This window comes from Streptomyces sp. NPDC012769, from assembly GCF_042901205.1.
GTDB lineage: Bacteria > Actinomycetota > Actinomycetes > Streptomycetales > Streptomycetaceae > Streptomyces.
Genome location: NZ_JBIBCP010000003.1, coordinates 1,177,815 through 1,202,896, shown reverse-complemented (window position 1 = coordinate 1,202,896; position 25,082 = coordinate 1,177,815). Strand labels below are relative to the sequence as shown.

General features: G+C 71.9%; 16 protein-coding genes and 1 pseudogene. 1 reads left to right on the top strand and 16 read right to left on the bottom strand.

All coding sequences use genetic code 11. The features are described from left to right. Nucleotides 1–24: 24 nt before the first annotated feature. From ACFY7C_RS20830 to ACFY7C_RS20760, 15 genes and pseudogenes are all read right to left on the bottom strand, one after another. Nucleotides 25–1,281 carry a phenylacetate--CoA ligase family protein gene (locus tag ACFY7C_RS20830; protein ID WP_389652451.1) on the bottom strand — a complete coding sequence of 419 codons (1,257 nt, stop codon included), beginning with the start codon at nucleotides 1,279–1,281 and terminating at the stop codon, nucleotides 25–27. Then, complete coding sequence (locus ACFY7C_RS20825; RefSeq protein WP_389652449.1) at nucleotides 1,281–2,180, bottom strand: SDR family oxidoreductase; 900 nt, start codon at nucleotides 2,178–2,180, stop codon at nucleotides 1,281–1,283. The genes ACFY7C_RS20830 and ACFY7C_RS20825 overlap by 1 nt, the downstream gene beginning before the upstream one ends. Next, the gene (locus ACFY7C_RS20820; RefSeq protein WP_389652446.1) at nucleotides 2,177–3,484 is read right to left on the bottom strand and encodes an MFS transporter; all 1,308 of its coding nucleotides are present in this window, start codon (nucleotides 3,482–3,484) and stop codon (nucleotides 2,177–2,179) included. The genes ACFY7C_RS20825 and ACFY7C_RS20820 overlap by 4 nt, the downstream gene beginning before the upstream one ends. After that, nucleotides 3,481–4,698: a phenylacetate--CoA ligase family protein gene (locus ACFY7C_RS20815; RefSeq protein ID WP_389652443.1), complete on the bottom strand. Its 1,218-nt coding sequence runs from the start codon at nucleotides 4,696–4,698 to the stop codon at nucleotides 3,481–3,483. Before ACFY7C_RS20815 ends, ACFY7C_RS20820 begins: the two co-directional genes overlap by 4 nt. A gap of 5 nt (nucleotides 4,699–4,703) precedes the next feature. Then, a complete protein-coding gene (locus ACFY7C_RS20810) occupies nucleotides 4,704–5,747 on the bottom strand; it encodes a RimK family alpha-L-glutamate ligase (protein WP_389652440.1) in 1,044 nt (347 codons plus the stop codon). A gap of 23 nt (nucleotides 5,748–5,770) precedes the next feature. Then, nucleotides 5,771–7,225 (bottom strand): KamA family radical SAM protein, encoded by a 1,455-nt coding sequence (locus ACFY7C_RS20805; protein ID WP_389652437.1) that lies wholly within the window; start codon nucleotides 7,223–7,225, stop codon nucleotides 5,771–5,773. 17 nt (nucleotides 7,226–7,242) lie between these two features. Beyond that, nucleotides 7,243–8,949 carry an AMP-binding protein gene (locus ACFY7C_RS20800; protein WP_389652434.1) on the bottom strand — a complete coding sequence of 569 codons (1,707 nt, stop codon included), beginning with the start codon at nucleotides 8,947–8,949 and terminating at the stop codon, nucleotides 7,243–7,245. Nucleotides 8,950–9,209: 260 nt separating this feature from the next. Continuing rightward, nucleotides 9,210–10,643 carry a flavin monoamine oxidase family protein gene (locus ACFY7C_RS20795; protein ID WP_389652431.1) on the bottom strand — a complete coding sequence of 478 codons (1,434 nt, stop codon included), beginning with the start codon at nucleotides 10,641–10,643 and terminating at the stop codon, nucleotides 9,210–9,212. Continuing rightward, on the bottom strand, nucleotides 10,640–10,936 hold the full coding sequence (locus ACFY7C_RS20790) for a phosphopantetheine-binding protein (protein ID WP_389652428.1): 297 nt from the start codon (nucleotides 10,934–10,936) through the stop codon (nucleotides 10,640–10,642). Before ACFY7C_RS20790 ends, ACFY7C_RS20795 begins: the two co-directional genes overlap by 4 nt. Next, the gene (locus tag ACFY7C_RS20785) at nucleotides 10,936–12,534 is read right to left on the bottom strand and encodes an amino acid adenylation domain-containing protein (protein WP_389652425.1); all 1,599 of its coding nucleotides are present in this window, start codon (nucleotides 12,532–12,534) and stop codon (nucleotides 10,936–10,938) included. Before ACFY7C_RS20785 ends, ACFY7C_RS20790 begins: the two co-directional genes overlap by 1 nt. Before the next feature lie 370 nt (nucleotides 12,535–12,904). Continuing rightward, a complete protein-coding gene (locus ACFY7C_RS20780) occupies nucleotides 12,905–14,107 on the bottom strand; it encodes a hypothetical protein (RefSeq protein ID WP_389652423.1) in 1,203 nt (400 codons plus the stop codon). An 89-nt stretch (nucleotides 14,108–14,196) separates the two neighbouring features. Beyond that, on the bottom strand, nucleotides 14,197–16,644 hold the full coding sequence (locus ACFY7C_RS20775) for a glycoside hydrolase family 3 C-terminal domain-containing protein (RefSeq protein ID WP_389652790.1): 2,448 nt from the start codon (nucleotides 16,642–16,644) through the stop codon (nucleotides 14,197–14,199). A 53-nt stretch (nucleotides 16,645–16,697) separates the two neighbouring features. After that, nucleotides 16,698–17,422 (bottom strand): annotated as a pseudogene (locus ACFY7C_RS20770) (DUF1996 domain-containing protein). Nucleotides 17,423–17,925: 503 nt separating this feature from the next. Next, nucleotides 17,926–20,100, bottom strand: coding sequence for a discoidin domain-containing protein (locus tag ACFY7C_RS20765; RefSeq protein WP_389652420.1), 2,175 nt, complete (start codon nucleotides 20,098–20,100; stop codon nucleotides 17,926–17,928). A 99-nt stretch (nucleotides 20,101–20,199) separates the two neighbouring features. After that, nucleotides 20,200–22,401: a discoidin domain-containing protein gene (locus ACFY7C_RS20760; RefSeq protein ID WP_389652418.1), complete on the bottom strand. Its 2,202-nt coding sequence runs from the start codon at nucleotides 22,399–22,401 to the stop codon at nucleotides 20,200–20,202. A 197-nt stretch (nucleotides 22,402–22,598) separates the two neighbouring features. Between ACFY7C_RS20760 and ACFY7C_RS20755 the strand changes: the two genes are divergently transcribed. Then, on the top strand, nucleotides 22,599–23,630 hold the full coding sequence (locus ACFY7C_RS20755) for a LacI family DNA-binding transcriptional regulator (protein ID WP_389652416.1): 1,032 nt from the start codon (nucleotides 22,599–22,601) through the stop codon (nucleotides 23,628–23,630). A 47-nt stretch (nucleotides 23,631–23,677) separates the two neighbouring features. Here the strand turns inward: ACFY7C_RS20755 and ACFY7C_RS20750 are convergent, their stop codons facing one another. Then, entirely contained in the window at nucleotides 23,678–25,045 is a 1,368-nt protein-coding gene (locus ACFY7C_RS20750) for a GH1 family beta-glucosidase (protein ID WP_389652414.1), read from the bottom strand. Nucleotides 25,046–25,082 lie beyond the last annotated feature (37 nt).

Sequence of the window (25,082 nt, the reverse complement as noted above, 5' to 3'; positions counted from 1 at the left end):
TGCCGGGCGTCGCCGCCCGCGCGGTCAGGTGGCCGGGCGCTCGTCCACGACCTGCTGGAGTTTGCCCGTCCGGGGGTTGGTGAGCAGTTCGGATCGCGGGACCCACTCGATGCCCAGCTCGTGGATGGCGCCGTCCGCGACTTCGGCCGGGAAGAGGGGGCGGGCCGCGTAGACCGCCTCGACGAGCCGGGCAGTCAGGTCGGCCGGGGGCTCCTCGACGTAGCCCAGGCGCAGGATGAGGCCGTCCTTTCCGTCCCAGCGGCGCTGGACCATCTGCATGCCGGCGATGTGCCGGTCGGGGTCGGCCTCCACGAGGACGGCGCGGACGTCCTCGATCGGCATCGAGACCGTGCCGACGCGTCCGCCCTCCATGGACCGGCCGAGGAGTCGGAAGCGCCGGCACTCCGGGTCGACCCACTCGGCGCGGTCGCCGGTCGGGAATCTGAGGACCGGCATCAGGGTGCGGAACAGGTTGGTGACCAGGACGCGGCCCGGCACCCCGGGCGTGGTGATCGGCTCGCCGGTGGCGTCGTCCACCAGCTCCACGACCGTGCGGTGCGGGAACGCCTCGTGCACCCGTACGTCGTCGCCGGGGACGGGCCGGCCGACGAGACCCGCGTCGATGGAGGCGTAACCGACCGAGGCGATCGCCGCCTTGGGGAAGGCCCGCAGGAGGATCGGCCTCAGGTCGGTGAAGAGCAGGTCACCGCCGAAGAGGAGGAGTTCCACCGAGTCGGCGGTCCGGCCGCCTCGGACGAGGCATTCCGCGACGGCGGCCAGCTTCATCGGGACTCCGGCGAGGACGTTCACGCCGAAGTCGCCGATCAGGTCGGCGACGAATTCGTTGGGGGCGCCCGCGCCGACCGGCAGCCGGACGTTCTCCACGGGCGCGGCGTGCAGGGCGTGCTCGATGTAGAGCATCCCGCCGTAGAGTTCGCCGGCCCAGAAGAGGTTGGCGACCCGGTGTCCGGGCTTGAGTCCGGCCTGCACGATGCCGGCGCCGAACGCGGTGACCGAGTCGGCGTGTTCCGACCGGGACCAGACCGACAGCTTCGGTACGCCGGTGGTGCCGCCGGTCTTGTAGACGCCGGCGTCGGTCAGCGGCCCCGTCAGCACGCGGTTGTCGGGCCAGGTGTTCGCCGCCCAGAACTCCGTGTGGTCGATGACGGGGAGCTGGGTGAGGTGCGAGACCGTCTCCGGCACGTCCCGGTACGCCTCCGCGTAGAAGGGCGAGTGGGTGCGGACGAAGTCGACGAGGTCCTGAAGGGATTTGGCGGGCACTACCTCTCCTGCTCTGTGTCGTCGGGTTCCTGCCGGAGGCCGATCCAGGTGCGTGCGAGGTCCTGCACGACGGAGCCGTCGCGGTCGGTGAGTTTGTTCGCCAGGTAGGCCGCCGCCCAGGGGTTGGTGGGAACGCGGAAGCCGGGCCGTTCGGCCCGCAGTGTCCGCACCACGACGTCCGCCACCTCGGCCGCGGTCTGTCCGGCGCCCTCCCAGCCCTGGTGGGTCACCCAGTGGATGTAGTCGGCGAAGGTGCCGGCGTACGGGCCGGAGGCGGCCTCGATGGTCTTGCGGTTGATGTCGGGGAAGATCCCGAACGAGGTGTCCCTGACGAAGCCGGGGACCACCACGGAGACCTTCACGCCGTGTGCCTCCGCCACCGGGGCCAGGCTCTCCATGAACCCTTCGACGGCGAACTTGGCCGCGCAGTAGGCCTCGTTGAAGGGCTGGCCGACGTTCCCGTGGACGCTGCCGAGGGTGACGAGGCGGCCCCGGGCGGCGCGGAGCAGCGGCATCGCGGCCCGGCTCACCTCGACCACGCCGAAGAAGTTGACCTCCAGGTTGGCCCGCAGCGCTTCCGTGGTGGACATCTCCAGGGTCGGGTCGAAGTTGGAGACGCCGGCGTTGTTGACGACGGCGTCCAGTCGTCCGTACGTCTCCCGCACGCCGTCGACGCAGCGGGCGACGGAGTCGGGTTCGGTGACGTCCAGGCGGCGGATGTCCAGCCGTACTGCGGCCCGGTCCGCGGCCTCCCGGAGCTTTTCGGCGCGGGCGGGATCGCGCAGGGTGGCGACCGTGGCGAAACCGGCCCGTGCGGTGGCGATCGCCGTGGCCAGTCCGATGCCGGAGGAGGTTCCGGTGATCAGTACGACCCGGGGCTCTCGCGGGGCCGCGGTCATGAGGCGCCCTCGGCCAGGGCCGGTTCGGCACCCCCGCCGTCCGCCTCGGCCTCCGCCGCCTTCCGCCGCTCCGCCGCGTCCAGCAGGGGCTGGATCCGCAGCGCGGGCAGGAAGGAGCAGGCCGCGAGCAGCGTGCCGCCGACCATGGTGATCCGGGCCGCGTCCAGCACGCCGAGCGGTCCGGTGAGCAGGCTGACGGCCACGCCTCCGGCCAGCGCGGCCAGCGGGATGACACCCCAGGTGGCCGTCCGGAAGGCCGCGTGCATCACGCCCTGGTTCCGCGCGGTCATCCGCGACTGCCGGATGGGCGCGCTGCACACGTTGATGCAGGACATGAAGAAGCCGTAACAGCCCATGGTCACGGCGATCACGACACCGGCCGGGAGGGCGGGCGCGGCCAGCACGCCGAGGCCCACCAGACAGTGCAGCAGCAGCGCCCAGGCCAGCATCCGGCCGGTCCCCAGCCGTTCGCCGGCCTTCGGCGCGACGGCCGCGCCGGCCAGGGCACCGACGGCCGCCACGGACATGGCGGCGCCGAAGACCCCGACGGAGACGCCGAGTCCCTGGTAGGCGAGGATCGGGAGGACGGTGACGAAGACGGGGCCGCCGCAGTTGAGCGTCACGGCCGCCACGACCACCCGGCGCAGCACCGGGTCGGACCAGTTCAGCCGGAAACCCGCCGTCAGTCGCTGCCACACCGAGCCTTCGGCGACGGTCCTCTCTCCCCAGGGCCGCATGGACCGGATGGACAGGGCCGAGACCAGATAGCTGGCGGCGTCGACGAGCAGGGCGGCCACGCCGAGCGCGCTGTAGAGGCCGGCGGCCAGGGAGGGGCCGGAGACCTCGGAGACCGAGCGGGTGCCTTCCAGCCGGGAGTAGGCGCGTACGAGGTGGTCCTTGGGCACGACGGCGGGCACGGCGACCAGGTAGCCGATGGTGAAGAAGATCGTGGCGCCGCTGATCACCGCCACGCAGGCGAACAGCAGCGGTGTGGAGAGCCAGCCCTGCCAGTACGCCAGGGGGATGACGGCCACCGCGGCGAGGCGGGCGAGGTCGCAGACGAGGAGGGTGCGGCGGTTGTCCCACCGGTCGACCAGCACGCCGGCGAGCGGGCCGAGGAGCGGAATGCCCAGGTACTGGGCCATGGCCACGATGCCCACCTGGAAGGCCGAGGCGTCCAGGAGGAAGATCATGACGGTCGGCACCACGAAGACGGTGATGCGGTCACCGATCGTGCTCACCGACTGGCCGATCCAGAACCGGTTGAACTCGGGGCCCAGCGACACCGGCAGCCGGGGTGTCACCGTTCCTCCCGCATCACGAGCCCGGCGGTCTTGCCGGTCCGGTCGTTGCTGATGAGGTCGGCGACGGGCATGACGCGGAAGTTCTCCGGATCGTGCTGGAAGGCGGTGCTCAGGGTGAAGGTCTCGGCGAGGAGCTCCTTGCGGAGCCGCTCGGCGTCCACCGTCGCACCCGGATCGGTCAGCAGCAGCACCTCGACTGCGCCGGCCCGCCCGCCGGTCTCGGTGATCACCACCTGGGCGCGCGAGACGCCCGGCTCCCGTTCGACGCGTGTGATCACCTCGTCGACGTGCAGACCGAGGCCCCGGACCTGGACGACGCTGTCGCGGCGGCCGAGGACGCGCATGGCCGGGCCTGGCCGGCCGCAGGGGCAGGCCTCCAGTCGTCCGGCGTCACCGGTGCGGTAGCGCAGCACCGGGTTGAGCGTCTCCGGGTCGAGGGTGGTGAAGTCCAGGAGCTGGTCCTCGCCCACGTGGACCAGTTGGTGGGGCAGGGTGTGGAAGGAGTCGGCGGGGCAGTGGGGGGTGTTGGTCCCGACCACCCAGGTCTCGGTGCTGCCGAACATGCCCCAGCGCCGGGCCGCCGGCGCGACCGCGGCCATGTCCTCCTCCAGCTGCGGCTGCCAGGCCTCGCCGAGCCAGAGCACCTTGCGCAGCGCGGGCAGTTGCACGCCGGCGGCGCGGGCGTGGGCGAACCAGAGCCTCAGCACGCTCGGCGTGCCGCCGATCGCCGTCACCTCGCGCGCCGCGAAGAAGGTCAGCCACTCGGCGTACTCGTCCTTGGTGACCGAGCCCAGTGCGATCACCTGGCAGCCGGACAGGTCGGCCAGGGCGGCGGCCAGGAAGTGCGCGCCCCACATGCGGCCGGCGCCCCAGGCGTTGACGAAGACGTCGTCCCGGTCCAGCGGCTGCCAGTGGGCGTGCACCCCGGCCATGTAGAAGCCGGTGGGCGCGTGGCCCAGTTTGGGGGCGCCGGTGCTGCCGCCGCTCTGGAAGAGCCAGGTGGCGCCGTGCTCGGCGCGCGGCCGGAAGTGGGCCAGGGCGACGTTGAGGTCGTCCTTGTGCAGCGGCGGGAGCGCGGCGATGTCGTCGAGGGTGCGGACGTCTTCGTGGTCGCGGTAGCGGGTTGCCAGTTCGGGCACCTGCCGCAGGCGCTCCAGTGTTCCGCGGGCGACCGACAGGTGCGGCTCGGCCGCCTCCGGGGTGAGGGAGAACATCGTGGTCAGCTCCTTTCCGTCGGTGAGGTGGGCTGGGCCGCTCGGCCGGCGGCGTCGGCGATGTGTCGGGCGTGGGCGTCCCGGTAGGCCGCGAACCGGGCCCTGGTCACGTCCCGTTGGACCGTCCGGTGCGGATCGCCGGGGACGGCGGGGATGACGCCGTCGGGCTCCAGCTCGGAGAACCAGAACCGCCGACCGTCGTGGAGGAAGTCGACGCAGAAGAAGGGGATGGGCAGCCGTTCGGCGAAGTAGGCGGTGGCCTTGGCGAGTTCCTCGGGCACCGGTTCGTATTCCAGTCGGCCGCCGTGGGTCGCGTTGGAGACCGCCGAGCCGGGTTCCGGGGTCCGCTTCAGGACCGTGTGGGGCATGCCGTCGATCACGTACACCCGGTAGTCGACCGTGCCGTCGCCGAGGTACGGCTGCACCACGAGCGTGGTGTCCCCGCCCTGGGCGAGACTCGCCAGGCCCCGGATGTCGCCCGCGCCGCGGGCCAGGTTGATGCCACCGCCGCCGCACCAGCCGGCCGGCTTGACGACGGCCGGATAGGTCATGTTCCCGAGGGCCACCTCGTACAGGTGCCTGCTCACGTCGCGCCCGGTGCCGATGCGGACGGTCGGGATCGGCGGGATCGGCGAGCCGCCGAGGTGGAGCAGGGTGGCGAGCTTGTCGTTGCCGATCAGCGAGGTCTCGGGAGGGAAGGGCAGGTAGAAGCCGGCCTGTTGCAGCACCGCGCACAGGGCGTACTGGTTGAAGATGTCCATCTGCTGGTACGGCAGCGAGTAGAGGGCCGTGATGAACAGGGTGTCCTCGGGCGTGACCGGCTCGTCGTCCACGTAGACCCGGGGGCGGCCGGGTGCCGTGCAGTCCACCGTCACCGCGTCGGGTGAGTGGCGGGTCCAGCTCATGCCGAGGTCCTCGGCGACCTCCGCGTAGAGGTCCCAGAACATGGCGTGCCAGCCCCCGGTCGCCCGGGTCGACTCCCGGTCGGGGAAGATCCAGCACATCCGGCGCAGGGGGCCGGTGGCGGGGTGGGTCGGGGAGGGATTCACGGAGAGTCCTCGGACGGAGGGGTTCACGGGATGTCCTCGGGTGCGGTGGGCCGGGGAGCCGGGGCGGCGGACGGGGCGACGGGCGGGGCGGCGGGCGGGCCGTCCGGGTCGGGGGCCCGGTCCGCCCACCAGCGGCGGCCGGATGCGGGGAGGGTGTCCAGCGGGTCGTAGTACGGGTGACGCCGGGACAGGGCGCTCTCGGGGTCCTCGTCGGGCGACTGCCGGACCTCGAACTCGGTGCGGTAGTTCTTCGTCCAGTACGAGATGCCGCGCTCGCGGTCGTAGGCGACGGCCTGGTGCACCCAGCGTTTGCCGACGTGCGGGACGTCGCACACGATCCGGGGGGTGGCGTAGCCGGGGAGGTACCCCATGATCGCCTCCTGGAGCTCCTGGGCCTGGTGGAGGGGGGTCCGCCAGTGTTCGGCGTGGGGTATCAGGTCGCAGAGGTAGAAGTAGTACGGGAGGATGCTCGCCTCGCCCTGGAGCGCGAAGCACAGGTCGAGCAGGTCCTCGGGGGTGGCGTTGACCCCGCGCATCAGCACGCCCTGGTTGCGGACGTCCCGGACGCCCGCGTCGAGCAGGACCCGGGCGGCCTCGGCGACCAGGGGGGTGACGGACTGGGCGTGGTTGGCGTGGGTGTGCACCGCGAGGTTGACCGCACGCCGCGCGGCGACCGCGGCGACCCTGCGCACGCCTTCGACCACCTCGGGCTGGAGCCAGTGCTGGGGCAGGCCCACCACGGCCTTGCTCGCCAGGCGGATGTCACGTACCGAGCCCAGGTCCAGCAGCCGCAGGAGGAAGGCCTCCAGTTGGGGCCAGGGCACGTTGGCGACGTCTCCTCCGGACACCACCACGTCGCGCACGGTCGGCGTGCGCTTGAGGTAGTCGAGCATCTGCTCCTGCCGGTCCCGGGGGCGGAGCGTGAGCCTGGCCTTGGTGATCAGGGGGGTGGAGGTGCCGACCAGGTCCATCCGGGTGCAGTGGCCGCAGTACTGCGGACAGGTGGCGACCAGTTCGGCGAGGACCTTGTTCGGATAGCGATGGGTGAGCCCCTCCACCACCCACATGTCGGCCTCGTGCAGCGAGTCCCGTCCCGCCTTCGGATGGCTCGGCCACCGCGGGTGCCGGTCCGAGCGCACCGGCAGCATGTACCGGCGGATCGGGTCGGCGAGGAACGCCGCCGTGAACGCCTCCGGCTCCAGGGCGGCCCGGGGCGCCATGGTGTTGAGCATCTGCGGGGTGACGAGCATCGCCATCGTGGCGAACCGGTCCCGGTCGGCGGCGAGATCGCTCAGGAACCGGTCGGTGAGCAGGTCGCCGTAGACGGCCTTGAGCTGGCGCGGGTTCTTCACGCAGTGGGCCCGCTGCCACTGGGCGTCGCGCCATTCGCGTTCCGTGACATGACGCCAGCCCGGCAGCCGTCGCCAGTCCGGCTCGGTCAACAGGGTCCGCGCGTACTGGTACGGCTGCCGGATCATCGTCTGGCGTCCCTGGCCTAGCGGCTGGTCAGGAGGGTGGCGAACCGGGTCCGGAGCTCTCGCTTGAGCACCTTCCCGGTGGGGCCGAGCGGGAAGTCCTCCGGCGTGCGCGCGATGCTCACCGCGGCCAGCGGGGTCAGCCCGGCGGCGACCAGGGCCTTGTTGGCGGCCTCCTGGACCTCGTCCGCGGTGCTCGCGGCGGCCTCGGCCTGCAACCGGACGACGGCTATGGGCAGTTGCGCCTGCCCCGGTCCTGCGGGGACGCCGACCACCGAGCAGTCCTGCACCAGCGCGGCGCAGTCGGCGAGGAGCACCTCCTCGATCGGCAGGCTGTACGCCGGACCGTTCGCGGTGTCGATGACGTCCACCGTACGGTCGAGGTGGTAGAAGCGTCCCTCGGCGTCACGGCGGGCCACGTCGCCGGTGAGCCAGTAGCCGTTCAGTTCGAACGTGCGGGTGAGCCGGTCGTCGTTCCAGTATCCGGGGGTCCGGGACGGCGTGATCACGCCGAGCATCCCCACCGTGCCGTCGGGGACCTCGTCGCCGTCGGCGTCGAGCACCGCGGCCTTCTCCACCACCTCCAGCGGCCTGCCGACACAGCGGTCGTCGCGCTCGGTCTCCGGCGTGGTCATCTGCCCGAACAGGGCCATGCCCATCTCGGACGAGCCCAGGCCGTCGACGAACTGCGAGCCCGGCAGGGCGGGCTGCTCCTCCTTCTCCCGGGGCAGCAGCCAGGGACGGATCAGGCCGGCGGGCCGCTCACCGAGCTGCACCAGCCGGCGGATGTGCCCGTAGTGGGCGCTGTCGCCGGTGTTGAACCAGGAGTGCACCTTCGCCGCGCCCTTGACGGGGAGTTCGCCGGTGGCCAGTTCCACGAAGGTGCGCGGGAAGGAGGCCACCATGGTGGGCTGGAAGGCTTCCATCACCGGCTCGACGACCGTGCGCCGCCAGTCGGACATGACCACGGTCGGCAGACCGAGCAGGGTGGCGGTGAGGAAGTAGCTGAGGCCGCCCGCGTGGGTGTGCGGCATGAGCGACATCAGCCGGTCGTACGGCTCGGCGGGGAAGCGCACCATGCGCGGCTGCTTGCCCTCCCAGAACTGGCGGTGCGCCAGCTTGGTGGACTTCGGTGTGCCGGTGGTGCCGGAGGAGTGGATGAGCGCGACCACGTCGTCGGCGGCGTGCCGGTACGGGTAGACCTCGGGGAGCTCCGCGCCTTCGGCGTCGAAGGCGTGGATCTCGGCGGCCATGGCGATGAAGCGGGGGCGGCGGTGAGGCGTCTCGCGGTACGCGGCGGCCAGCCGTGTCGGGTCGTCGGCGACCACGCCGACGACGCCCACGTGGTTCAGGTAGCGCACCATCACCTCGTGGCGCATGGCGTCGTTGATCAGGGCCGGGACGGCTCCCAGCGCGGCGAGCGCGAGGAAGTGGAGCAGGGGCTCCATGCCTTCCCCGACCACCACGCCGACCGGGTCGCCGGGCCGCACGCCGTTGGCCCGGTACCAGCGGGCGTAGCGGTCGCGCAGGGCGGCGATGTCCAGCAGGCTGTGGCCGCGCAGTTCGACGGCGCCGCGGTGGTCGACGCGGTGGGTGTAGGCGTACGGGACCGCGCGGTTCGGGTTGACGGCGATGGCGTGGTCGAGGAAGTTGCCGGCTCCGAGCGTGGGCTCGGTCATCAGCTGTTCTCTGGCCGCGAGAGGGGCGATGGAGGTGTGGTCGCTCATGAGGGTCTCCCGTTGGGTGTCGCCGGGTCGGGTTCCTGGTGGGGCCGGACCCTGGCGACTGGTCGAAGGCTTCGCTGTACTCGGACGAACGTGTGGTTCGGCTGCCGACGGGGTGCGGTCCGCGGCGACTTGGAGCAGGCGTGCGTTCGGGGCCCGAGGGCCGTGGGGGGCGGGTGGGCGCGTACGGGGAGGGCGGTACGGATGGAGGCGGGTCGGGCGGTACGGGTCGGGGTGGGGCGGTGCGGGTCCGTGCCCCGGCTCTACAGGCGGGCGAGGACCTCGGCCGCCGCCCGACGGCCGGAGCGGATCGCCCCCTCCAGCAGCCCGAAGAACTCGGTGCTGGTCTCCGTGCCGGCCCAGTGCACCCGCAGGTGCGGTGCCGTCAGGGTCGGGCCGTGCCGCACCCAGTCGCCGGGGCCGAAGAGGGAGGCGTAACACCCCTTGCTGTACGGCTCGTTGACCCAGTCCGTCACGTGGAAGCCCACGGGTTCGGGAAGCATCGGGAACAACCGGGCCGCCTGTGCGACCGCCGACGCGCGCTGCTCGGCCGGATCGAGCGCCGCGAAGCGAGGGGCCTCGCCGCCCGTGACGAAGCCGGTGAGCACGCCGACTCCGGCCTCGGCGGGCGAGTCGTCCACGGTGGACAGCAGCGGGCCCTCGGCGTTCACCGACCATCCCGACAGGCCGTGGTCCCGCCAGACCGGTGCCGGGTACACCAGGTGCACCTTGACCGCGCAGCCCCGCGCGGTGCGGTCGCTCGCCCGGCGCGCCGGGAGCCCGGGCACGTACTCGACGGCGTCGGCCAGCAGGGGCGGCAGGGCCATCACCGCGACATCGGCGCGGTACTCCCCGCTCACGCCGCGGACCGTGACCCCGTCGTCGTCCTGGTGCACGGCGCGGACCGGCTCGCCGGGTCGCACCCTGGCTCCCAGCCGGGCGGCGAGTCGCTCGCACACCTGGTGGGCGCCTCCGTCGATCCGGTCCTGCTGGGCACCGCCCTCGAAGGCGTTCAGATAGCGCAGACCACCGCCCGACCGCAGGTAGAAGGCGACGTGCAGGATGGACACCCTGGCCGGATCGGCCGCCATCATCTCGCCCAGGAAGAGCGGGAAGAAGAGCCGGGCGTCGGGGTGGGTGAGGTGCTGCTCGGCCCACGCCTCGGCGGTCAGCGCGTCCAGCTCCTCGGCGTCCGGGGTGAGCCACGGCGCGTCGGGACGTACGGTCGCGGTGAGTTCGTCGAGCCTCTCGAAGAGGTCGCCCAGGGCCACCGCGTTGAGCGGCGGGAACCGGCCGTCCCGGGTGGTCGCGTCGTCGCCGTGGAGGGCGAAGCGGCTGGCGCCCCGCATGGTGGTGGGCGTCGCCTTCAGGTCCAGCTCGGCCATGAGCGCGTGGAGTCCGGTGTGCCGATCCCCCAGGTAGGCGGCCCCCGCGTCCACCCACGCCTCGGGAGCGACCTGGAGTCCGCGGGCCCGGCCACCGACGTGGTCGCGTGCCTCCAGTACGGTCACGTCGACCCCGGCGGCGGCCAGTTCGGCCGCGGCCGTCAGTCCGGCGAGCCCGGCGCCGACCACGACGGCGCTGGTGACGCCCCGGGAACGACGGGAGGCGTCGGCGACGGCGGATCCGTCGGGGGCGGCGGATGTGTCCGGGGCGGCGGATGTGTCGGGGGCGGCGGATGTGTCGGGGGCGGTCACCGGGCGGCAGCGATCTTCTCGGCGAGCCGTTCGGGGGTCGGTGCGCCGATGAAGTCCTCGAAGGTCAGCTCCACTCCGTGGGAGCGGGCGACGGCGCTGAGCACCCGGGTGGCGACCAGGGAGTCGCCGCCGAGGAGGAAGAAGTCGGAATCCGCCGAGACGTCCTCGACCTCCAGGACGCGCCGGAACATCGCCACCACGCTTTCGGTGTCGGCACCGGGTGGGGAGCCGGCGGGGGCGCCCGGGCCGGCGGGCGAACTCCCGGCGGCTGCGGCTGTGGTGTCAACGCTCATCAACGGTCTCCTTTGACCTGTTCACGGTGCGTGTCCGGGGCGTATCGCTGGTGGGAGGCTCTTCTGTCGACCTTGCCGCTGGTGGTCAGCACGAGGTGCGGGACGACGGTGATCCGGCTCGGCACGAGGTGGGCGGGCACCCGCTCGCGCAGGTGGTTCCGCAGCTCGACGTCGAGGTTTCGTGTCTCGGTGTGCGGCCGGGGCACCACGTAGGCGACCAGGGCGGCACGGCCGAGGGCGGTGACACCGGTGACGGCCGCGGCGCTCACGGCGGGGTGGACGGCGAGGTGCGCCTCCACCTCGGCCGGATCGACCCGGATGCCACGGATCTTGATCTCGTCGTTCAGCCGCCCCTCGTGGACGAGGAGGCCGTCCGGTGTCCTGCTGACCCGGTCGCCGGTGCGGAACCGGCGCTCGCCGCCGACGACCACGTAGGCCGCCTCGGTGGCGGCGGGCATCCCCAGGTACGCGAGAGACACCGCCGGGCCGCCGATCAGCAGCTCGTCCTGGTCGGCGATGTCCTCGACGACGTGGGGCAGGGCCCGGCCGATCGGGGCTTTCACGCCCCGGTCCCAGTCCCAGGCCGGGGTCCGGGTCGGTGCGCCGGGGCCGTGCAGATCCACGGCGTGGGTGATCATGGTGGTCTCGGTGCACCCGTAGGTGTTGACCAGACGGATCCGAGAGGTGTCGAGACGCGTCCAGTCGGCCATCCGGGCAGGGCTGACGGCCTCTCCGCCGATGACCACCAACCGTACGGAGTCGGGAAGGGGTGCCTGCTCCTCGGTGAGGTGGAGCACGAGTTCGTGCCAGAAGGCCGTGGGGAGGTCGAGGACGCTGACGCGTTCGCGCTCGATCATCCGCAGGAACCGCGGGAAGGACCCGGAGAAGGCCTCGCGGTCGAGGACCAGGGTGGCTCCGGCGGTCAGCGTCGGGAGGATCTCTTCCAGCGAGGTGTCCCAGTTGAGCGAGGCGAACTGGAGCACCCGGTCCTCTTCGGTGAGGGTGAAGAGATCACGGAGCGCGCGCACGGAGGCCGATATGGCCCGGCGCGGGGTGACCACCGGCTTCGGCCGGCCGGTGGAGCCCGAGGTGAAGAGGATGTACGCCGCGGCTTCGGGACTCACGTCCTGGGCGCGGTCACCGGTGCTCGTCCCAGCGGCTCCCGCGGTCTTCGTCGTCCCCGCGGTCTCGGCCCGCCCCGCGTTCTCGGCCTCGTCCCCGCCGAAGTGTATGACGGGTAAGCCGAGAGGGGGGTCGGGCGCGGCATCGGTGGCGAGGGCCGCGCGGCACCCGGCCGCGGACGCCATGTCCTTCTGTCGCGCCGGCGGGAAGGCCGGGTCGACGGGACAGTAGGCTCCGCCGGCCGCCAGCACCCCGAGCAGCGCGACCACGGTTTCCGGGGTGTGCGTCGCCGGCACGGCGATCGCTCCGGGCCTGGGCCCGAGGCGCCCCGCGAGGCCGTGCACGAGCTCGTACAGCCGGCCGTACGTCGTGACCCGCCCTTCATGGACGAGGGCCGCGCGCTCCGGGTCGCGAAGCGCGGCTTCCGTGAAGGCCTGGATGAGGTCCGGGGTCGTTCGGTATGTCTCGCACTGCATCGACTTGTTCGCCCCAAATAAGCTTGAAAGCGCCTGTCCGTGCCCGACGAACGGGGACTCTACCCCCCGAACATCCGTTGCCACAACGGAAGTTGAGGAGAAACGGGCGATCTTTGCGAGCCCGCCGTGTGGTGTCACGCTTCAGCAGGTCAGAGCCCCTGCGGGGGTTCCGCTTCCGCTTCGGCGGAGCCTTCGCTTCCGAGCCTCCGGCGCCGCGGAAGGCGCCGGAGGCGGCCGGCCTCCCGGAGGGGGCGGCTCCGCGGTCCCCGCCCCGATGGCGGCCGAAAGGAACGGGTGGGCGAGGCCCGGAGGGGGTCGAGACCCGGAAGGGGCGAGGCGCCCGGGCCCTCGGTCGTCTCGCCGCCAGGGGTCAGTCCTGCCAGTAGAAGAGCAGCGTGTCGACGTCCCTAGGGCCGCGACCGCCGAAGTAGTAGACGTACAGGTCGGTGACCTCCGTGTCCGCGGTCTCCCGCTCGATCCAGCGGAAGCCGGCCTCCTCCAGGGGGATTCGGGCCGCGTGGTCCTCGTCGTGGCTCATGACGAAGCGGCCGAGGGTGCTCACGAGGACGTCCTCGCCGTCGCACTCGATCACGTGGTACGTGCCGTCGCCCTGCTGGTGGTGCTCCCCGCAGGAGACCGGCGGCTTCGGCTCGAGTCCGGCCGCGGCGAGGACGGCCGCCGCTTGGGCCGGCTGCCCGACCGGGTCGGGGCGGGCCGGCGGCTCGGTGCAGAGGGCCTCCAGACGCCAGCGGGGGTCGCTCGGCCGCCCGCAGCCGGGCGCGTACTCGTGGACGATCGCGCGGCGCAGTTCCTCGTCCAGTCCGTCGACCTCCACTCGGGGGCGGCCGAGGCGCTCGTCGAGTCGGCGGGTCTCCTCGGGGTCCTCGGTGATCCGGTGCAGGGCGCAGACCGCCCAGACCGCCGCTTCGGTCGTCGGTGCCCGGTCGAGGTAGGCGAGGAGCCGGTTCCGGTCCATGGCGAGTTCGTGGGCCACGTAGGCGACCCTCCGGTCGGGGTCCGCGAGGTAGGGGGTGACGTCCCCCTCCGCCCGGTAGCGCATCCACACCGCGAACGCCCGGTCCTCGGGCCGGTCCTCGCCGAGGTCGGCCACGATCGCCTCGGCCCCGTACCGCTCGACCAGTTCTTCGAGTCCGGCCTCGCCGAGCCGCTGCCGGTGCCACCAGGGTGAGAAGGCGAGCGTGGCCAGCTCCCGCGCGGCGGTCCGGTCACCGAGCAGGCCCCTTGCCTTCAGCACCGCCTCGGGCAGGCCGTACGACTCGGCGCTCCGGTCCTCGTGGCGCAGCCAGGGAAGGAGCTCGGTCCGGTCGGAGAGGAGGTCGAGGAGCGCGATGCGCACTTCGCCGGTCTCCTCGTCGTCCCGGATCCGGTCGAGCAGGGCGGGGACCCGTGCTTCGGGGACCCGGCCGGCGAGCGCCCGCACACAGATCCGGCGGCGCCACCAGGCGTTGCGGTCGTCCAGTACGTAGCCGGCCAGGGCGTCGGGGTCGTGGGCCTGGAGGGCGGCGGTGTCGTGCGGGCCGCGCTCCGGTATGAGGGTGTCGATCGTCGGCATCGCCCGATGCTAGCGATCCGGGCCCGGAACCGATCACCGGTTTTCGACGCGGAGAGGCGCCCGTGGTTCCGGGGCGCCGGTGGCGCCGTTCACGTCGTCCCGCTCCCCGCCTCTCGCACGCTCACTTCCCCGTGCCACACGAGACGGCCGGCGGACCGTCCCACCATGATCCGATAGGTCCCGGGCTCGACGCACCAGGTCTGCTCGTCGTCGGACCAGTGCCGCAGCGCGCGGGCGGGCACGTCCACCACGGCGGTCGCCGGCGCACCGGCGTCCGCGTGGACCGCGGCGTAGCCCACGAACCAGAGGACCGGTCGCTCGACGGCGGAGTGCGGGCGGGCCAGGTACACCTGCACCACCTCGCGACCGGACCGCGGGCCCGTGTTGCGCAGCCGGACGCCGACGGTGAACGGGGTTCCTGCCGTCACGCGTGCCGGGGCGCGCACCGCTTCGTACTCCCAGGTCGCGTATCCCTCGCCGTGCCCGAACCAGTAGGCGGGTTCGCTCCCGGCGCGCGCCCACGCGCGGTGGCCGATGTGCAGGCCTTCCTCGTAGGGGAGCCGGCCTTCGACCGGCTGTGTGCGGGTGACGGGTGCGTCCGTGAGGGAGGCCGGCCAGGTGGTGGGCAGCCGGCCGCCGGGCTCGGCCAGTCCGAACAGCATGTCGGCGATGCCGTGGCCGGCCTCCTGCCCGGGAAACCAGGTCAGCAGGACCGCGCCGACCTCCTCTCGCCAGGGAAGCTCCACCGGGCCGCCGCTGTTGACGACGGCGACCGTGCACGGATTGGCCGCCGCCACGGCGTGGACGACCGCGTCCTGGTGTCCGCCGAGGGAGAGATCCGTGCGGTCGTGTCCTTCGCTCTCGGTGTGCTCGGTGGTGCCGACCACCACGATCACGGCGTCCGCGTTCCGGGCCGCTTCCACCGCCTCGGCGAGCGCGGCCGCCGTCTCGCGTTCCGGGGGCGCTGCCGCGACGATCGTCGCCCGGCCGGCTCCGGGGATCAGTTCGCGCCGGGCCACGAGAAGGGCCGGCCGTGGCGAGCTGATCGTCGCCCGCACGGTGTGGAGGGGCGGGGTCACGTGGACGACGGCCGGGTCGTCGGTGGTGCACGGGTAGGCACCGTCGAGAACGGTCCGGCCGTCGAGTGTGAGGGACATGCGGCCGAAGCCGGCGATGCCGAAGGTCCACTCCCCCGTTGTCTCCGCTCGGATCAAGGCGCTGATCTCGACGGTGTGGGCGCCGGGGACGATCGGGGGTTCCAGCTGTCGCCCTGACAGCCGGTGTCCCGCGTACAGCTCGTGGCCGGCGGCGTCCAGGAGCCGCAGGAGCACTCCGGGCTTCTTCGATCTGGGATCGCTGCTTCGGCCGGGATCGAGCGGGGCCGGTGGCCCGCCCGGTGCGGGCCCGGGCGCGTGCACGACACGGGCGTGGCCGCGGAGTCGGGCCCGTATCCCGTCGAGGGGCGTCACCGAGCCCGAGTCGAAGACGCCCGCGCTGCCGCCGCCCTGCAGCCGCGGGGACGTGGCGTGCGCACCGATGACCGCGACGGTCGACAGGTCGGAGGCGTCCAGTGGGAGCACGCCCCGGTTGTGCAGGAGTACGGATCCGGCGGCCACCGCGCGGCGCAGCAGCCGCCGCGTGTCGGCGGAGCCGTACGCCGGTACGCGTGGGGGTTGGCGCGGTCCGAGCGCCTGGAGGCGGCCGGCGAGTCGCAGCAGGCGTCGTACCTTGTCGTCGACGACCTCCTCGGGGACGAGGCCGTCCTTCACGGCTCGGAGCAGTTCCGCCTGCCAGGGTCCCTGCGGCCCGGGCATCGCGAGGTCGAGTGCGGCCTGCGCGGGGCCCGTCGTCGAACGCAGCGCGCCCCAGTCGGAGACGACCACCCCGTCGAAGCCCCATGCGTTCTTGAGTGGTTCGGCGAGGAGGCCGCTGGCGGTCATGGTGGAGCCGTTCACGCTGTTGTATCCGGCCATGACCAGCCACACCCCCGCGTCGACGGCCGCCTCGAACGGAGCGAGGTACACCTCCCTGAGCACCCGCTCCGAGACCCGGACGTCCACGTGCATGCGCTGGGTCTCGGAGTCGTTGGCGACGTAGTGCTTGGCGGTGGCCCCCGCACCGGCCGCCTGGATCCCCCGGATCAGCGCCGCACCGGTGCGGCCCGTCAGCTCGGGATCCTCCGAGAAGCACTCGAAGTGCCGTCCCCCCAGGGGAGTTCGGTGCAGGTTGAGCGTGGGGGCGAGGACGACGTCCACGCCTTTGCGGGCCGCTTCCGAGGCGAGCAGACCGCCGAGCCGCTCGGTCAGCTCCTCGTCCCACAGCGCTCCGATCGCGGACGCGGAGGGCAGCAGCGCGGAGGTGCGCCGCTCGTCCCACGCCTCTCCCCGCACGCCGGCGGGGCCGTCGGACATGACCATCTGACGCAGCTCGACGGCCGGCTCGTCGGCGGTCCGCCAGGTGGTGGCACCGCTCAACAGCCGTACTTTCTGGGCCAGGTCGAGCTTTTCCAGCACCACGTCGATCTTGTCGTCGGTCATTTCCGCCTCGGTCACGTCCGTCGCCCCCTCGCCCGTGCGCGTGTCTGGCCCGGTCAGGGCAGACGGTGGTCCGCGTTCAGCACCGTGCCGCGTTCGGGGCGGTACAGGTCGAAGCCCCGGGTGTCGCACTGCAGGCCGCCCACGATGCAGTGGTCGACCAGGGCCTTGAGGGTGCGCTCCTCCCACGCGTTGAAGAAGTCGTAGTGGAAGGAGTAGCCGCGGCCGCTGGCCAGGCGGACCTGGGACATGTCGCCGTTGACCGGCCATGCCATCTTGAACTCGATCATCGGCAGGGCGACCGGGTGGGAGGCCGGGCACATGTTGTCGTTCGTGCCGGGCTTGACCACCGGGTAGGCCATGTGGCTCTGGTGGTCGGGGGTGTCGAGATGCAGGCCGTTCCAGCAGCTGGGCGCCTGCATGCGCAGGTTGAGCTGGACGTCGGGCCGACTCGGACAGGTCGCCGGGATGTCGGTGTTGAAGAAGCTGTCACCGCATTCCCAGCCCTCGACGAACCCCTTGTGGGCCCGGAACTCCTGGGCGTCTGCATCGGGTTGCCGACGACGAACCGCAGCCCCTTGGGGAAGGGCCGGACGCTCCGGTAGTCGGTCACGCCCGCCTTGTAGTAGATGACCTGCGGACCGACGGGCAAGATCTTCTGGTCACCCTTGTACAGCGAGGGCATCCAGTACGCGGAGGCATCCGCGGGTGCCTTGCAGGTGGTGCTTCCTCCGTAGAGCGAGCCGGTGGTGCTGGCGGCGTCGGTGGAGGTGTTGCCCATGAAGGTGTGGTCGTGGGACTTGCCGAACTGGCCCGGGTAGACGATCGGGTCGTCCGGCGCGGTGTGGGTGACGGCGCAGCCGGCCTGGAACTCGTGGTGGTAGGCCGGCGGCGGGGTGGCCGTGGACGGAGTGACACCGGTGACCGGCGGGTTCGCCGGGATGTATCCGTCTCCGTCGGCGTCGTCGCCCGAGGCCTGGGTGGACACGGCCATGACGTGTCCGCTGTGGGCGCCGGCCGCGACGGCGGGCGGGGCGCTGTCGTCCGTGTCCGCGGCGGAGGCCATGGTGCCGATGCCGAGGACGCCGGCGATCAGGGCCGTACCGAGGAGGAGTGCGGGGAGCCGCTGAGGACTCGATCTCATGGGGATCTCCTGCCCATGGGGGGGGGTTCGCGTGGGCGCGAACACGCCACGCGACGGGTGTGCCGGGTTCCTGTGCGGTGGTGCCGGGGTGGCGGGGCCGAACGGCGGGCCCCGCCGCCCGTCATGGGGGTCCGGCGTCGTCAGCCGTAGACGCCGAACTCGTGGAGCGAGTAGCCCCAGCCCGTGCCGCGGGCGGTGAGCTGGAGCTTGACGTACCGGGCGGTGGTGGCGGGCTCGATGGTGTCGATGTCGCCGTTGCCCGTGGTCGTGGTGTGGACGGTCCGCCAGGTCGTGCCGTTGTCGGAGACCTGCACCTCGTAGGCGCGGGCGTAGGCCGGGTCCCAGACGAGCTGCACGGTGCGGATGGGCCTGGCCGATCCGAGGTCGACCTGGATCCACTGCGGATCGCTCCAGTCGCTGGCCCAGCGCGTGGAGGTGTTGCCGTCGGTGGCGTTCGAGGCGGGGCAGGGACAGTCGCCGTAGGAGGCCTGGGCGGAGGAGGCGGTCGTGGGCCTGTTCAGGGCGATGTTCGTGCCGGTGACGGGCGGGGCGACGACCTTGACCGACTTCGTCTCGATGCCGGCGTTGCCGCGGCCGTCCTCGGCCTGGATGTACACCTTCCACACGCCGAGCTTCTCGGGCGCCGTGACCGCGAAGGTGTTGTTGCCCAGGGAGCGCCACTGCGCGTCGACGAGACGCTTGTCGCCGTTGGCGTAGTTGCCGCTCAGGTAGATCTTGGGTGTGATCGGGTCGCCGTCGGGGTCACGGATGTCGGCGCGAACGGTGAACTCACGCCCGGCCGGGGCCGCCGTGGGCGTGCTGACGGTCATGTCGGTGATGACGGGCGGGGTGTTGTCACCCGTGGTGGAGCCTGCGTACGCCTTCTTCACCGCGTAGTACGACAGGCGCTTCAAGCCGTCGGGGAGGAGGTTGAACCAGACGCCGCCGAAGTCGTGCTCCAGGCCGTAGTGGAACATCGTCGCGCCGAGGGCCACGCCCCGGTGCCCGGTGACGCAGTCCCAGGCCTTGGTGTAGCCCTCGGCCTTCTGGACGTCGGTCGGCTCGTCGGGGATGCCGTTGACGTCGTCGGGCACCTCCCACTCACCGGCGTTGCCCGTCTCGGTGATGAGGTACGGCTTGGTGTACCCGCCGTCGATCCAGTCCTGCCGCACACCGCAGATGTCGCCGTACGCGTTCATCGAGTACAGGTCGAGGTCCGGGGCGTTGCGCTTGTAGTACGGCCAGGCGCCGGTCCACGCGTCCGTGGAGGTCACGGGGTGGTCGGGGTCGATGGAGTGGATCTTCTTGGCGACGTCGTTGACGAAGGTCGTGTACGCGTTGCGCTGGGCCTCCAGCTCGGTGCCGCCGTAGCAGTTCTGCAGGCCGAGGACGGACTCGTTGCCGACGTTCCACATCAGCGTCGCCGGGTGGGACTTGTAGGTGTCGACCCACTTCGCGAACTCGGTGAGCATGGCGTTCTTGTACGTCGTGTCGGTGACGTAGTTGACGCAGCCGCCGGAGCCGGGGCCGCCGCCGGGCTGGAGCCAGAAGCCGTTGACGACCTTGAGCCCCTGGGCGGCCGCGGCGTCGAGCAGCGGCTTGCTGGAGGCGTCCGTGCCCCAGGTCCGGACGGTGTTGACGCCCATGGACCTCAGGTCGGGCATGTGGCGGGGCGCGTCGGCCATGGCCGGGCCCCAGGTGAGGCCCTTGACGGTGTACGGCTGTCCGCCGACGGTCAGCTGCCAGTTCCCCTGGGAGCCCGTCACGCGCACGGCGCCCTGGGGCGGGTGGGTGGTGCCGCTCTCGCCGTACACCTGGAACTCCCACAGGGAGTAGCCGTAGCCGCTGGAGCGGACGAGGCCGTTCATGCGCACGTACCGGCCGGAACCGGTGATCGTGAGGTCGTCGGTGCCGCCGTCGCCGCCGATGACGGTCCTGGCCGTGCGCCAGTCGGTTCCGTTGTCCGAGACCTGGATCTCGTAGTTCTTGCCGTACGCGCCCTCCCATGTCAGGACGACACGGCTCAGGTTCCTGCTCGCGCCGAGGTCGACCTGGAGCCACTGGGTGTCGCTCCACTGGCTGGCCCACCGGGTGCCGGTGAGGTTGCCGTCGACGGCGGCGGAGGCGGAGAAGGCCGGGCCTTCGATGGAGGAGGCGGTGGCCGGCCTGCCCTGGGAGAGCAGGGTTTCTGCCGCGCTCGCGGCGGGTGCGGTGGCGAGGGTGAGGGAGGAGGCGAGGAGCGCTCCGAGGGTGAGGGCTGCCGTCGCGCCGCGCGTGCGGTGGGGCGGTGCGGCGAGGGGGGAGGGAGGGGACATTGCGGCTCCTGGGGTCGAGGGCGGTGATGTCCGGCCGGTTCGGGGAGTGTCGTTCGGCTCCGTCGCGCTGTCGGAGACCGGCGAAGGGGCGGTGGGGCGTCAGGGGAAGGAGACGACCGTGGACGGCACGGTGGAGGTGCCCGCGGGGACCGTCGACGCCCCGGTGTCGTTGATGACGTGGTTGTAGTGGCCCATGCCGCCGAGGGAGACCACCAGGAGGCTGTGGAACCTCACCCCCGGCTTGACGGGTGCCTTGAAGCCGTGGTCCTGGCGGATGCTCGGGTCGACGTTGTAGTTGCAGTAGCTGCCGAGGCCCCACGCCTCGTGGGTGTTCACGGAGTCGTCGACCCGGTAGGCGGCGTAGCCCTTGGTCGTGCCGTTCTGGATGGCGGCCTGGTTCGGCGCGTCGTAGGCCTTCTCGTTCTGGTAGAAGATCGTGCGGCCGCGCTCGCCGTACCACTCGACGTCGTACTTGTTGAAGTGTTCGACGAACAGGCCGGTGGCGAGCACGTCGTCGCCGTTGACGCGGACGCCGTAGTCGGCCCGGTTGGTCTCCCAGCCGACGCCCTCGCCGTGGTCGGCGCGCCAGACCCAGGTGTGGTCGATGATCGTGTCGTCGCTGTTGACGACGACGCTGGTGGTGGCCTTGCCGGCGCCCGCGCCGCCGACGCGGATGTAGACGTCCTGCACGGTGGTGGGGTTGGCCGCGTGGTCCGCGGCGGCGCCCTGCGGGCCGATCTCCAGCAGCGTCGGGGAGTTGACCGGTCCGGCGTCGATCAGGAAGCCGGCGAGCCGGACGCCGTCGACGTCGGCCACCCTCATCGCGGTGACGCCGTTGTCCGGGATGATCGTGGCGAGGCCGAGGCCGAGCACGATGGTGTTGGCGCGGTTCACGTTGATCGTCTGATCCACGTGGTAGACGCCCGGGGTGAACAGCAGGTGCAGGCCCTGGTCCAGTGCCTGGTTGATCGTGGCGGCGGTGGCGCCGGGCTTGACCACGTAGAACTGGTGCAGCGGGATGGACTGCCCCTGCGGGCTGCCGTTGGCCCAGGTGGTGCCGCGGGCGTTGACGCGCCTGGCGGGCGCGAACACCTTGTACTCGTTGCCGTCGAGGTAGAGGTACGGCTTCTCGCGGGAGATCGGGGTGGTGTCGAGCGTGGTGTAACGGGGTTCGGGGAACGACGTGGCGGGGGCGCCCTCGACGCCCGAGAAGGTCTGGTTCCACACGCTGTTGGACCAGCCGCCGATGGAGCTGTCCCGCGTGTACCACTGCTGCTGCGAGTAGTTGCCGATCTGACCGTCGACCTTGGAGTCGGCGATGTAGCCGCCGCTGGCCCAGCCGTAGCCGTTCGGGGCGAGGTTGAGGCCGCCCTTGACGTGCATCCGGCGGAAGGAGGAGGCCTGGGAGACGGCCCAGCGGTCGGTGCCGTTGACCGGGTTGAGGGTCAGGCCCTCGGCACCGCGCCAGAAGTTCTGGGTGGCGTTGCCGTTGAACCAGCCCGCGTCGACGGTCACGTCTCCGTTGATCGTGGTGTCGCCGGGACGCAGTCCGAGACCGGCGATCTGGGTGTAGAAACCGATCTGCGCGTTGAGGCCGTTGTACGTCCCCGGCTTGAACAGGAAGGCGTGCCGGCCGCTGCCGAACTGGGCCGACTCCTGCTGCCGGAACACCTCGTCCAGTCTGGCCTGGATGCCGGGCGTGGACGGGTCGAAGACGTGCACGTTGGGGCCGAGGTCGCCGCCGCCGGGGAGGGTGGGGCCGGTGCCGTCGGTGGAGCCGTACACCTGGAACTCCCACAGGGAGAAGCCGTATCCGGTGGCGCGGGTGAGGCCGTTCATCCGGATGTAGCGGCCGGTGCCGGACAGGGTGACGTCGTCGGTGCCGCCGTCGCCGGCGGTGACGGAGGTGACGGTCCGCCAGTCGGTGCCGTTCTCGGAGGCCTGGATCTGGTAGCTCCTGCCGTAGGCGGCTTCCCAGGTCAGGACGGCGTGGCTGAGGGTGGCGCTCCGGCCGAGGTCGACCTGGAGCCACTGGGCGTCCTGCCAGGCACTGGCCCAGCGGGTGCCGGTGAGGTTGCCGTCGACCGCGGCGCTCGCGGTGAAGGCGGGTCCCTCGACGGACGAGGCCGTGGCCGTCTTCCCCTGCGAGAGCAGGGTGGGCGCGGCGTGCGCCGTCGTGGCGGGGGCCAGTGCGAGCAGGCCGCCGGCCAGGGTTGCGGCCAGGGCCCCGGCGACCGTCCTACGGGCCGGGAGGGGACGTCGTCTGCGGAAGGGGGCTGCGTCCGGTATGCCGAATGGCATGAGGGGCTCCTTAGGGAAACCTGAAACGGGAGAGCGCTCTCCAGACCTTGGCCCGCCACCTGATGCGCGGTCAAGAACCGGGAACGGCTTTTCTTTAGCCTTCCATTAAGCCGATGACTGTCGATCTTCGGCGAGCTCGCGCCGGCCCGTCGGCGGTGCCGGTTCGGCGCACGGGACCGCGCGTTAGGGTTCCGGGTATGAGCAGAAGGGGCCCGACGCTGGAGGATGTCGCCCGGCACGCGGGGGTGTCACGGGCGACGGTGTCGCGGGTCGTCAACGGGATCCGCAACGTGGACCCCGACATCCAGGAGCTCGTGCGCCACGCGATCGAACAGACCGGTTACCGGCCCAACCGGGCCGCCAGGTCGTTGGTCACCCAGCGGACGGAGACCGTCGCGCTGATCATCTCCGGCGCGGGAGACACCTTCGCCTCACGGGTCTTCGCCGACCCGTTCTTCGGGCGGGTGGTCAGCGGCGTCGTCGGCTATCTGCGGACGCACGCGATGCACCCGGTGCTCCTGGTCGCCGAGTCGGACGCCGCCAGGGAACAGGTCGTCGACTACCTGAGCCAGGGCACCGCGGACGGCGCCCTGGTGGTGTCCATACAGGCCGCCGACCCCCTTCCGGGGATGCTGACCGCGGCCAGGATTCCCGTGGTGCTCTTCGCCCGCCCGGGCGAGGAGACAGAGGGCCCGCAGGCCGTCAGTTACGTCGACGTCGCGCACGCCGAAGGAGCTCGGCTGGCCGCCGAACACCTTCTGGCCAGGGGCTGCCGCCGGATCGCGACGATCTCGGCTCCCCAGTCGATCCCCGCCGCTCGTGACCGCCTCGACGGCTTCCGCGCGGCGCTGGCGTCCGCCGGCGTCGCCGACGTGCCCGTCGCCGAGGGCAACTTCACGGTGGAGAGCGGTGCCGCGGCCATGGCCGAGCTCCTGCGTGATCACCCGGACGTGGACGGCGTGTTCGCCGCGAACGACCTCATGGCCCAGGGGGCCTGTCAGCTCCTCCGCGAGCAGGGCAGGCGGATCCCCCGGGACGTGGCCGTCATCGGCTTCGACGACTCCAGTGTGGCGATGACGTGCCGCCCTCCTCTGACCACGGTGCGCCAGCCGGTGGAGAAGATGGCCGGGGCCATGGCCCGCCTCTTGTCGGAACAGATCCAAGGGATGCACCCCCAGCCCGTATCGGTGCTCTTCGACGCGGAGCTGGTGGTGCGCGAGTCGGCTTAGGGGGTGTCTTTTCGGATCAGGCCGGGTCGCTTGGGTGCGACGCGGTGTTACGCGTGGCTCTGGCGGTGGCTACGGATGATCTCCGCATAGCGCCGACCGCTCGTCTTCACGGTCCGCTTCTGCGTGGCGTAGTCGACATGGACGAGCCCGAAGCGCTTGTCGTAGCCGTAGGCCCATTCGAAGTTGTCGAGGAGCGACCAGGCGTAGTAGCCGGCGAGGGGGACGCCCTTGCGGAGGGCTCGGGCGCAGGCCTCCAGGTGCTGTTCGAGGTAGGAGGTCCGCTGGGGGTCGTGAACGGCGCCGTCGGGGTCGACGGTGTCGGGGAAGGCCGAGCCGTTCTCGGTGACGTACAGCCTGCGTATGCCGTAGTCCTCGGTGAGACGCAGCAGGAGGGCCTCCAGGCCGCCGGCGTCGACCTGCCAGTCCATGCCGGTGCGGGGCACGTCGGGGAGGCGTACCTCACGGGCGTACGGGACGGGTCCCGTCGGGTCGCCGGTGACGGTGACGGGGAAGTAGTAGTTGAGGCCGTGCCAGTCGAGCGGCGTGGCGATGGTCTCCGCGTCCCCGGCGCGCTCGGGCAGTTCGACCCCGTACAGCTCGCGCATGTCGGTGGGGAAGCCGCGGCCGTACACCGGGTCGAGCCACCAGCGGTTGGTGTGGCCGTCCATGCGAAGCGCCGCGGCGAGGTCCTCGGGGTCGTCCGAGGCCGCCGTCACGGTGCTGTGGTTGGTGACGATGCCGATCTGTGCGCCGGGGCAGGCGGCGCGGACGGCCCGGGTGGCCAGGCCGTGTCCGAGCAGCAGGTGGTAGGAGGCCTGGACGGCGGCGGTCAGATCGGTGAGCCCGGGGGCCATCCGGCCCTCCAGGTGACCGATCCAGCCCGAGCAGAGCGGCTCGTTGAGGGTGGCCCATCGAGTGACCCGGTCGCCGAGGCGCTCCGCGACGACGGAGGCGTACGCGGCGAAGTGCTCGGCCGTCTCGCGTACGGTCCAGCCGCCGCGGTCCTGCAGGGCCTGCGGCAGGTCCCAGTGGTAGAGCGTGACCGACGGGGTGATCCCGGCGTCGAGCAGGGCGTCCGTCAGCCGGTCGTAGAAGGCGAGGCCGGCGGGGTTGACCGTGCCGCGGCCGTCGGGGACGACGCGCGGCCAGGCGATGGACAGGCGGTAGGCGTCGACGCCCAGCCGTCGCATGAGCGAGACGTCCTCGGGCCAGCGGTGGTAATGGTCGCAGGCCACGTCGCCGTGGTCGTCGTTGTCGATCCTGCCCGGGGTGTGGGAGAACGTGTCCCAGATGGAGGGGCCTCGGCCGTCCTCGGCGACGGCTCCCTCGATCTGGTAGGCGGAGGTGGCGGTGCCCCAGGCGAAGTCACGGGGGAACGCGCCGAGATCTATGGAGTCGGAGACGGAGTCGGACACGGAGGACCTCTCGAAGATCGGCTTCAGGAAGGGACGA

Excerpts from the sequence above, each read along its gene's own strand:
- ACFY7C_RS20825 (WP_389652449.1), bottom strand. The coding sequence starts at position 2,180 with ATGACCGCGGCCCCGCGAGAGCCCCGGGTCGTACTGATCACCGGAACC.
- ACFY7C_RS20815 (WP_389652443.1), bottom strand. The coding sequence starts at position 4,698 with ATGTTCTCCCTCACCCCGGAGGCGGCCGAGCCGCACCTGTCGGTCGCC.
- ACFY7C_RS20805 (WP_389652437.1), bottom strand. The coding sequence starts at position 7,225 with ATGATCCGGCAGCCGTACCAGTACGCGCGGACCCTGTTGACCGAGCCG.
- ACFY7C_RS20800 (WP_389652434.1), bottom strand. The coding sequence starts at position 8,949 with ATGAGCGACCACACCTCCATCGCCCCTCTCGCGGCCAGAGAACAGCTG.
- ACFY7C_RS20790 (WP_389652428.1), bottom strand. The coding sequence starts at position 10,936 with ATGAGCGTTGACACCACAGCCGCAGCCGCCGGGAGTTCGCCCGCCGGC.
- ACFY7C_RS20785 (WP_389652425.1), bottom strand. The coding sequence starts at position 12,534 with ATGCAGTGCGAGACATACCGAACGACCCCGGACCTCATCCAGGCCTTC.
- ACFY7C_RS20780 (WP_389652423.1), bottom strand. The coding sequence starts at position 14,107 with ATGCCGACGATCGACACCCTCATACCGGAGCGCGGCCCGCACGACACC.
- ACFY7C_RS20775 (WP_389652790.1), bottom strand. The coding sequence starts at position 16,644 with ATGACCGACGACAAGATCGACGTGGTGCTGGAAAAGCTCGACCTGGCC.
- ACFY7C_RS20765 (WP_389652420.1), bottom strand. The coding sequence starts at position 20,100 with ATGTCCCCTCCCTCCCCCCTCGCCGCACCGCCCCACCGCACGCGCGGC.
- ACFY7C_RS20760 (WP_389652418.1), bottom strand. The coding sequence starts at position 22,401 with ATGCCATTCGGCATACCGGACGCAGCCCCCTTCCGCAGACGACGTCCC.
- ACFY7C_RS20755 (WP_389652416.1), top strand. The coding sequence starts at position 22,599 with ATGAGCAGAAGGGGCCCGACGCTGGAGGATGTCGCCCGGCACGCGGGG.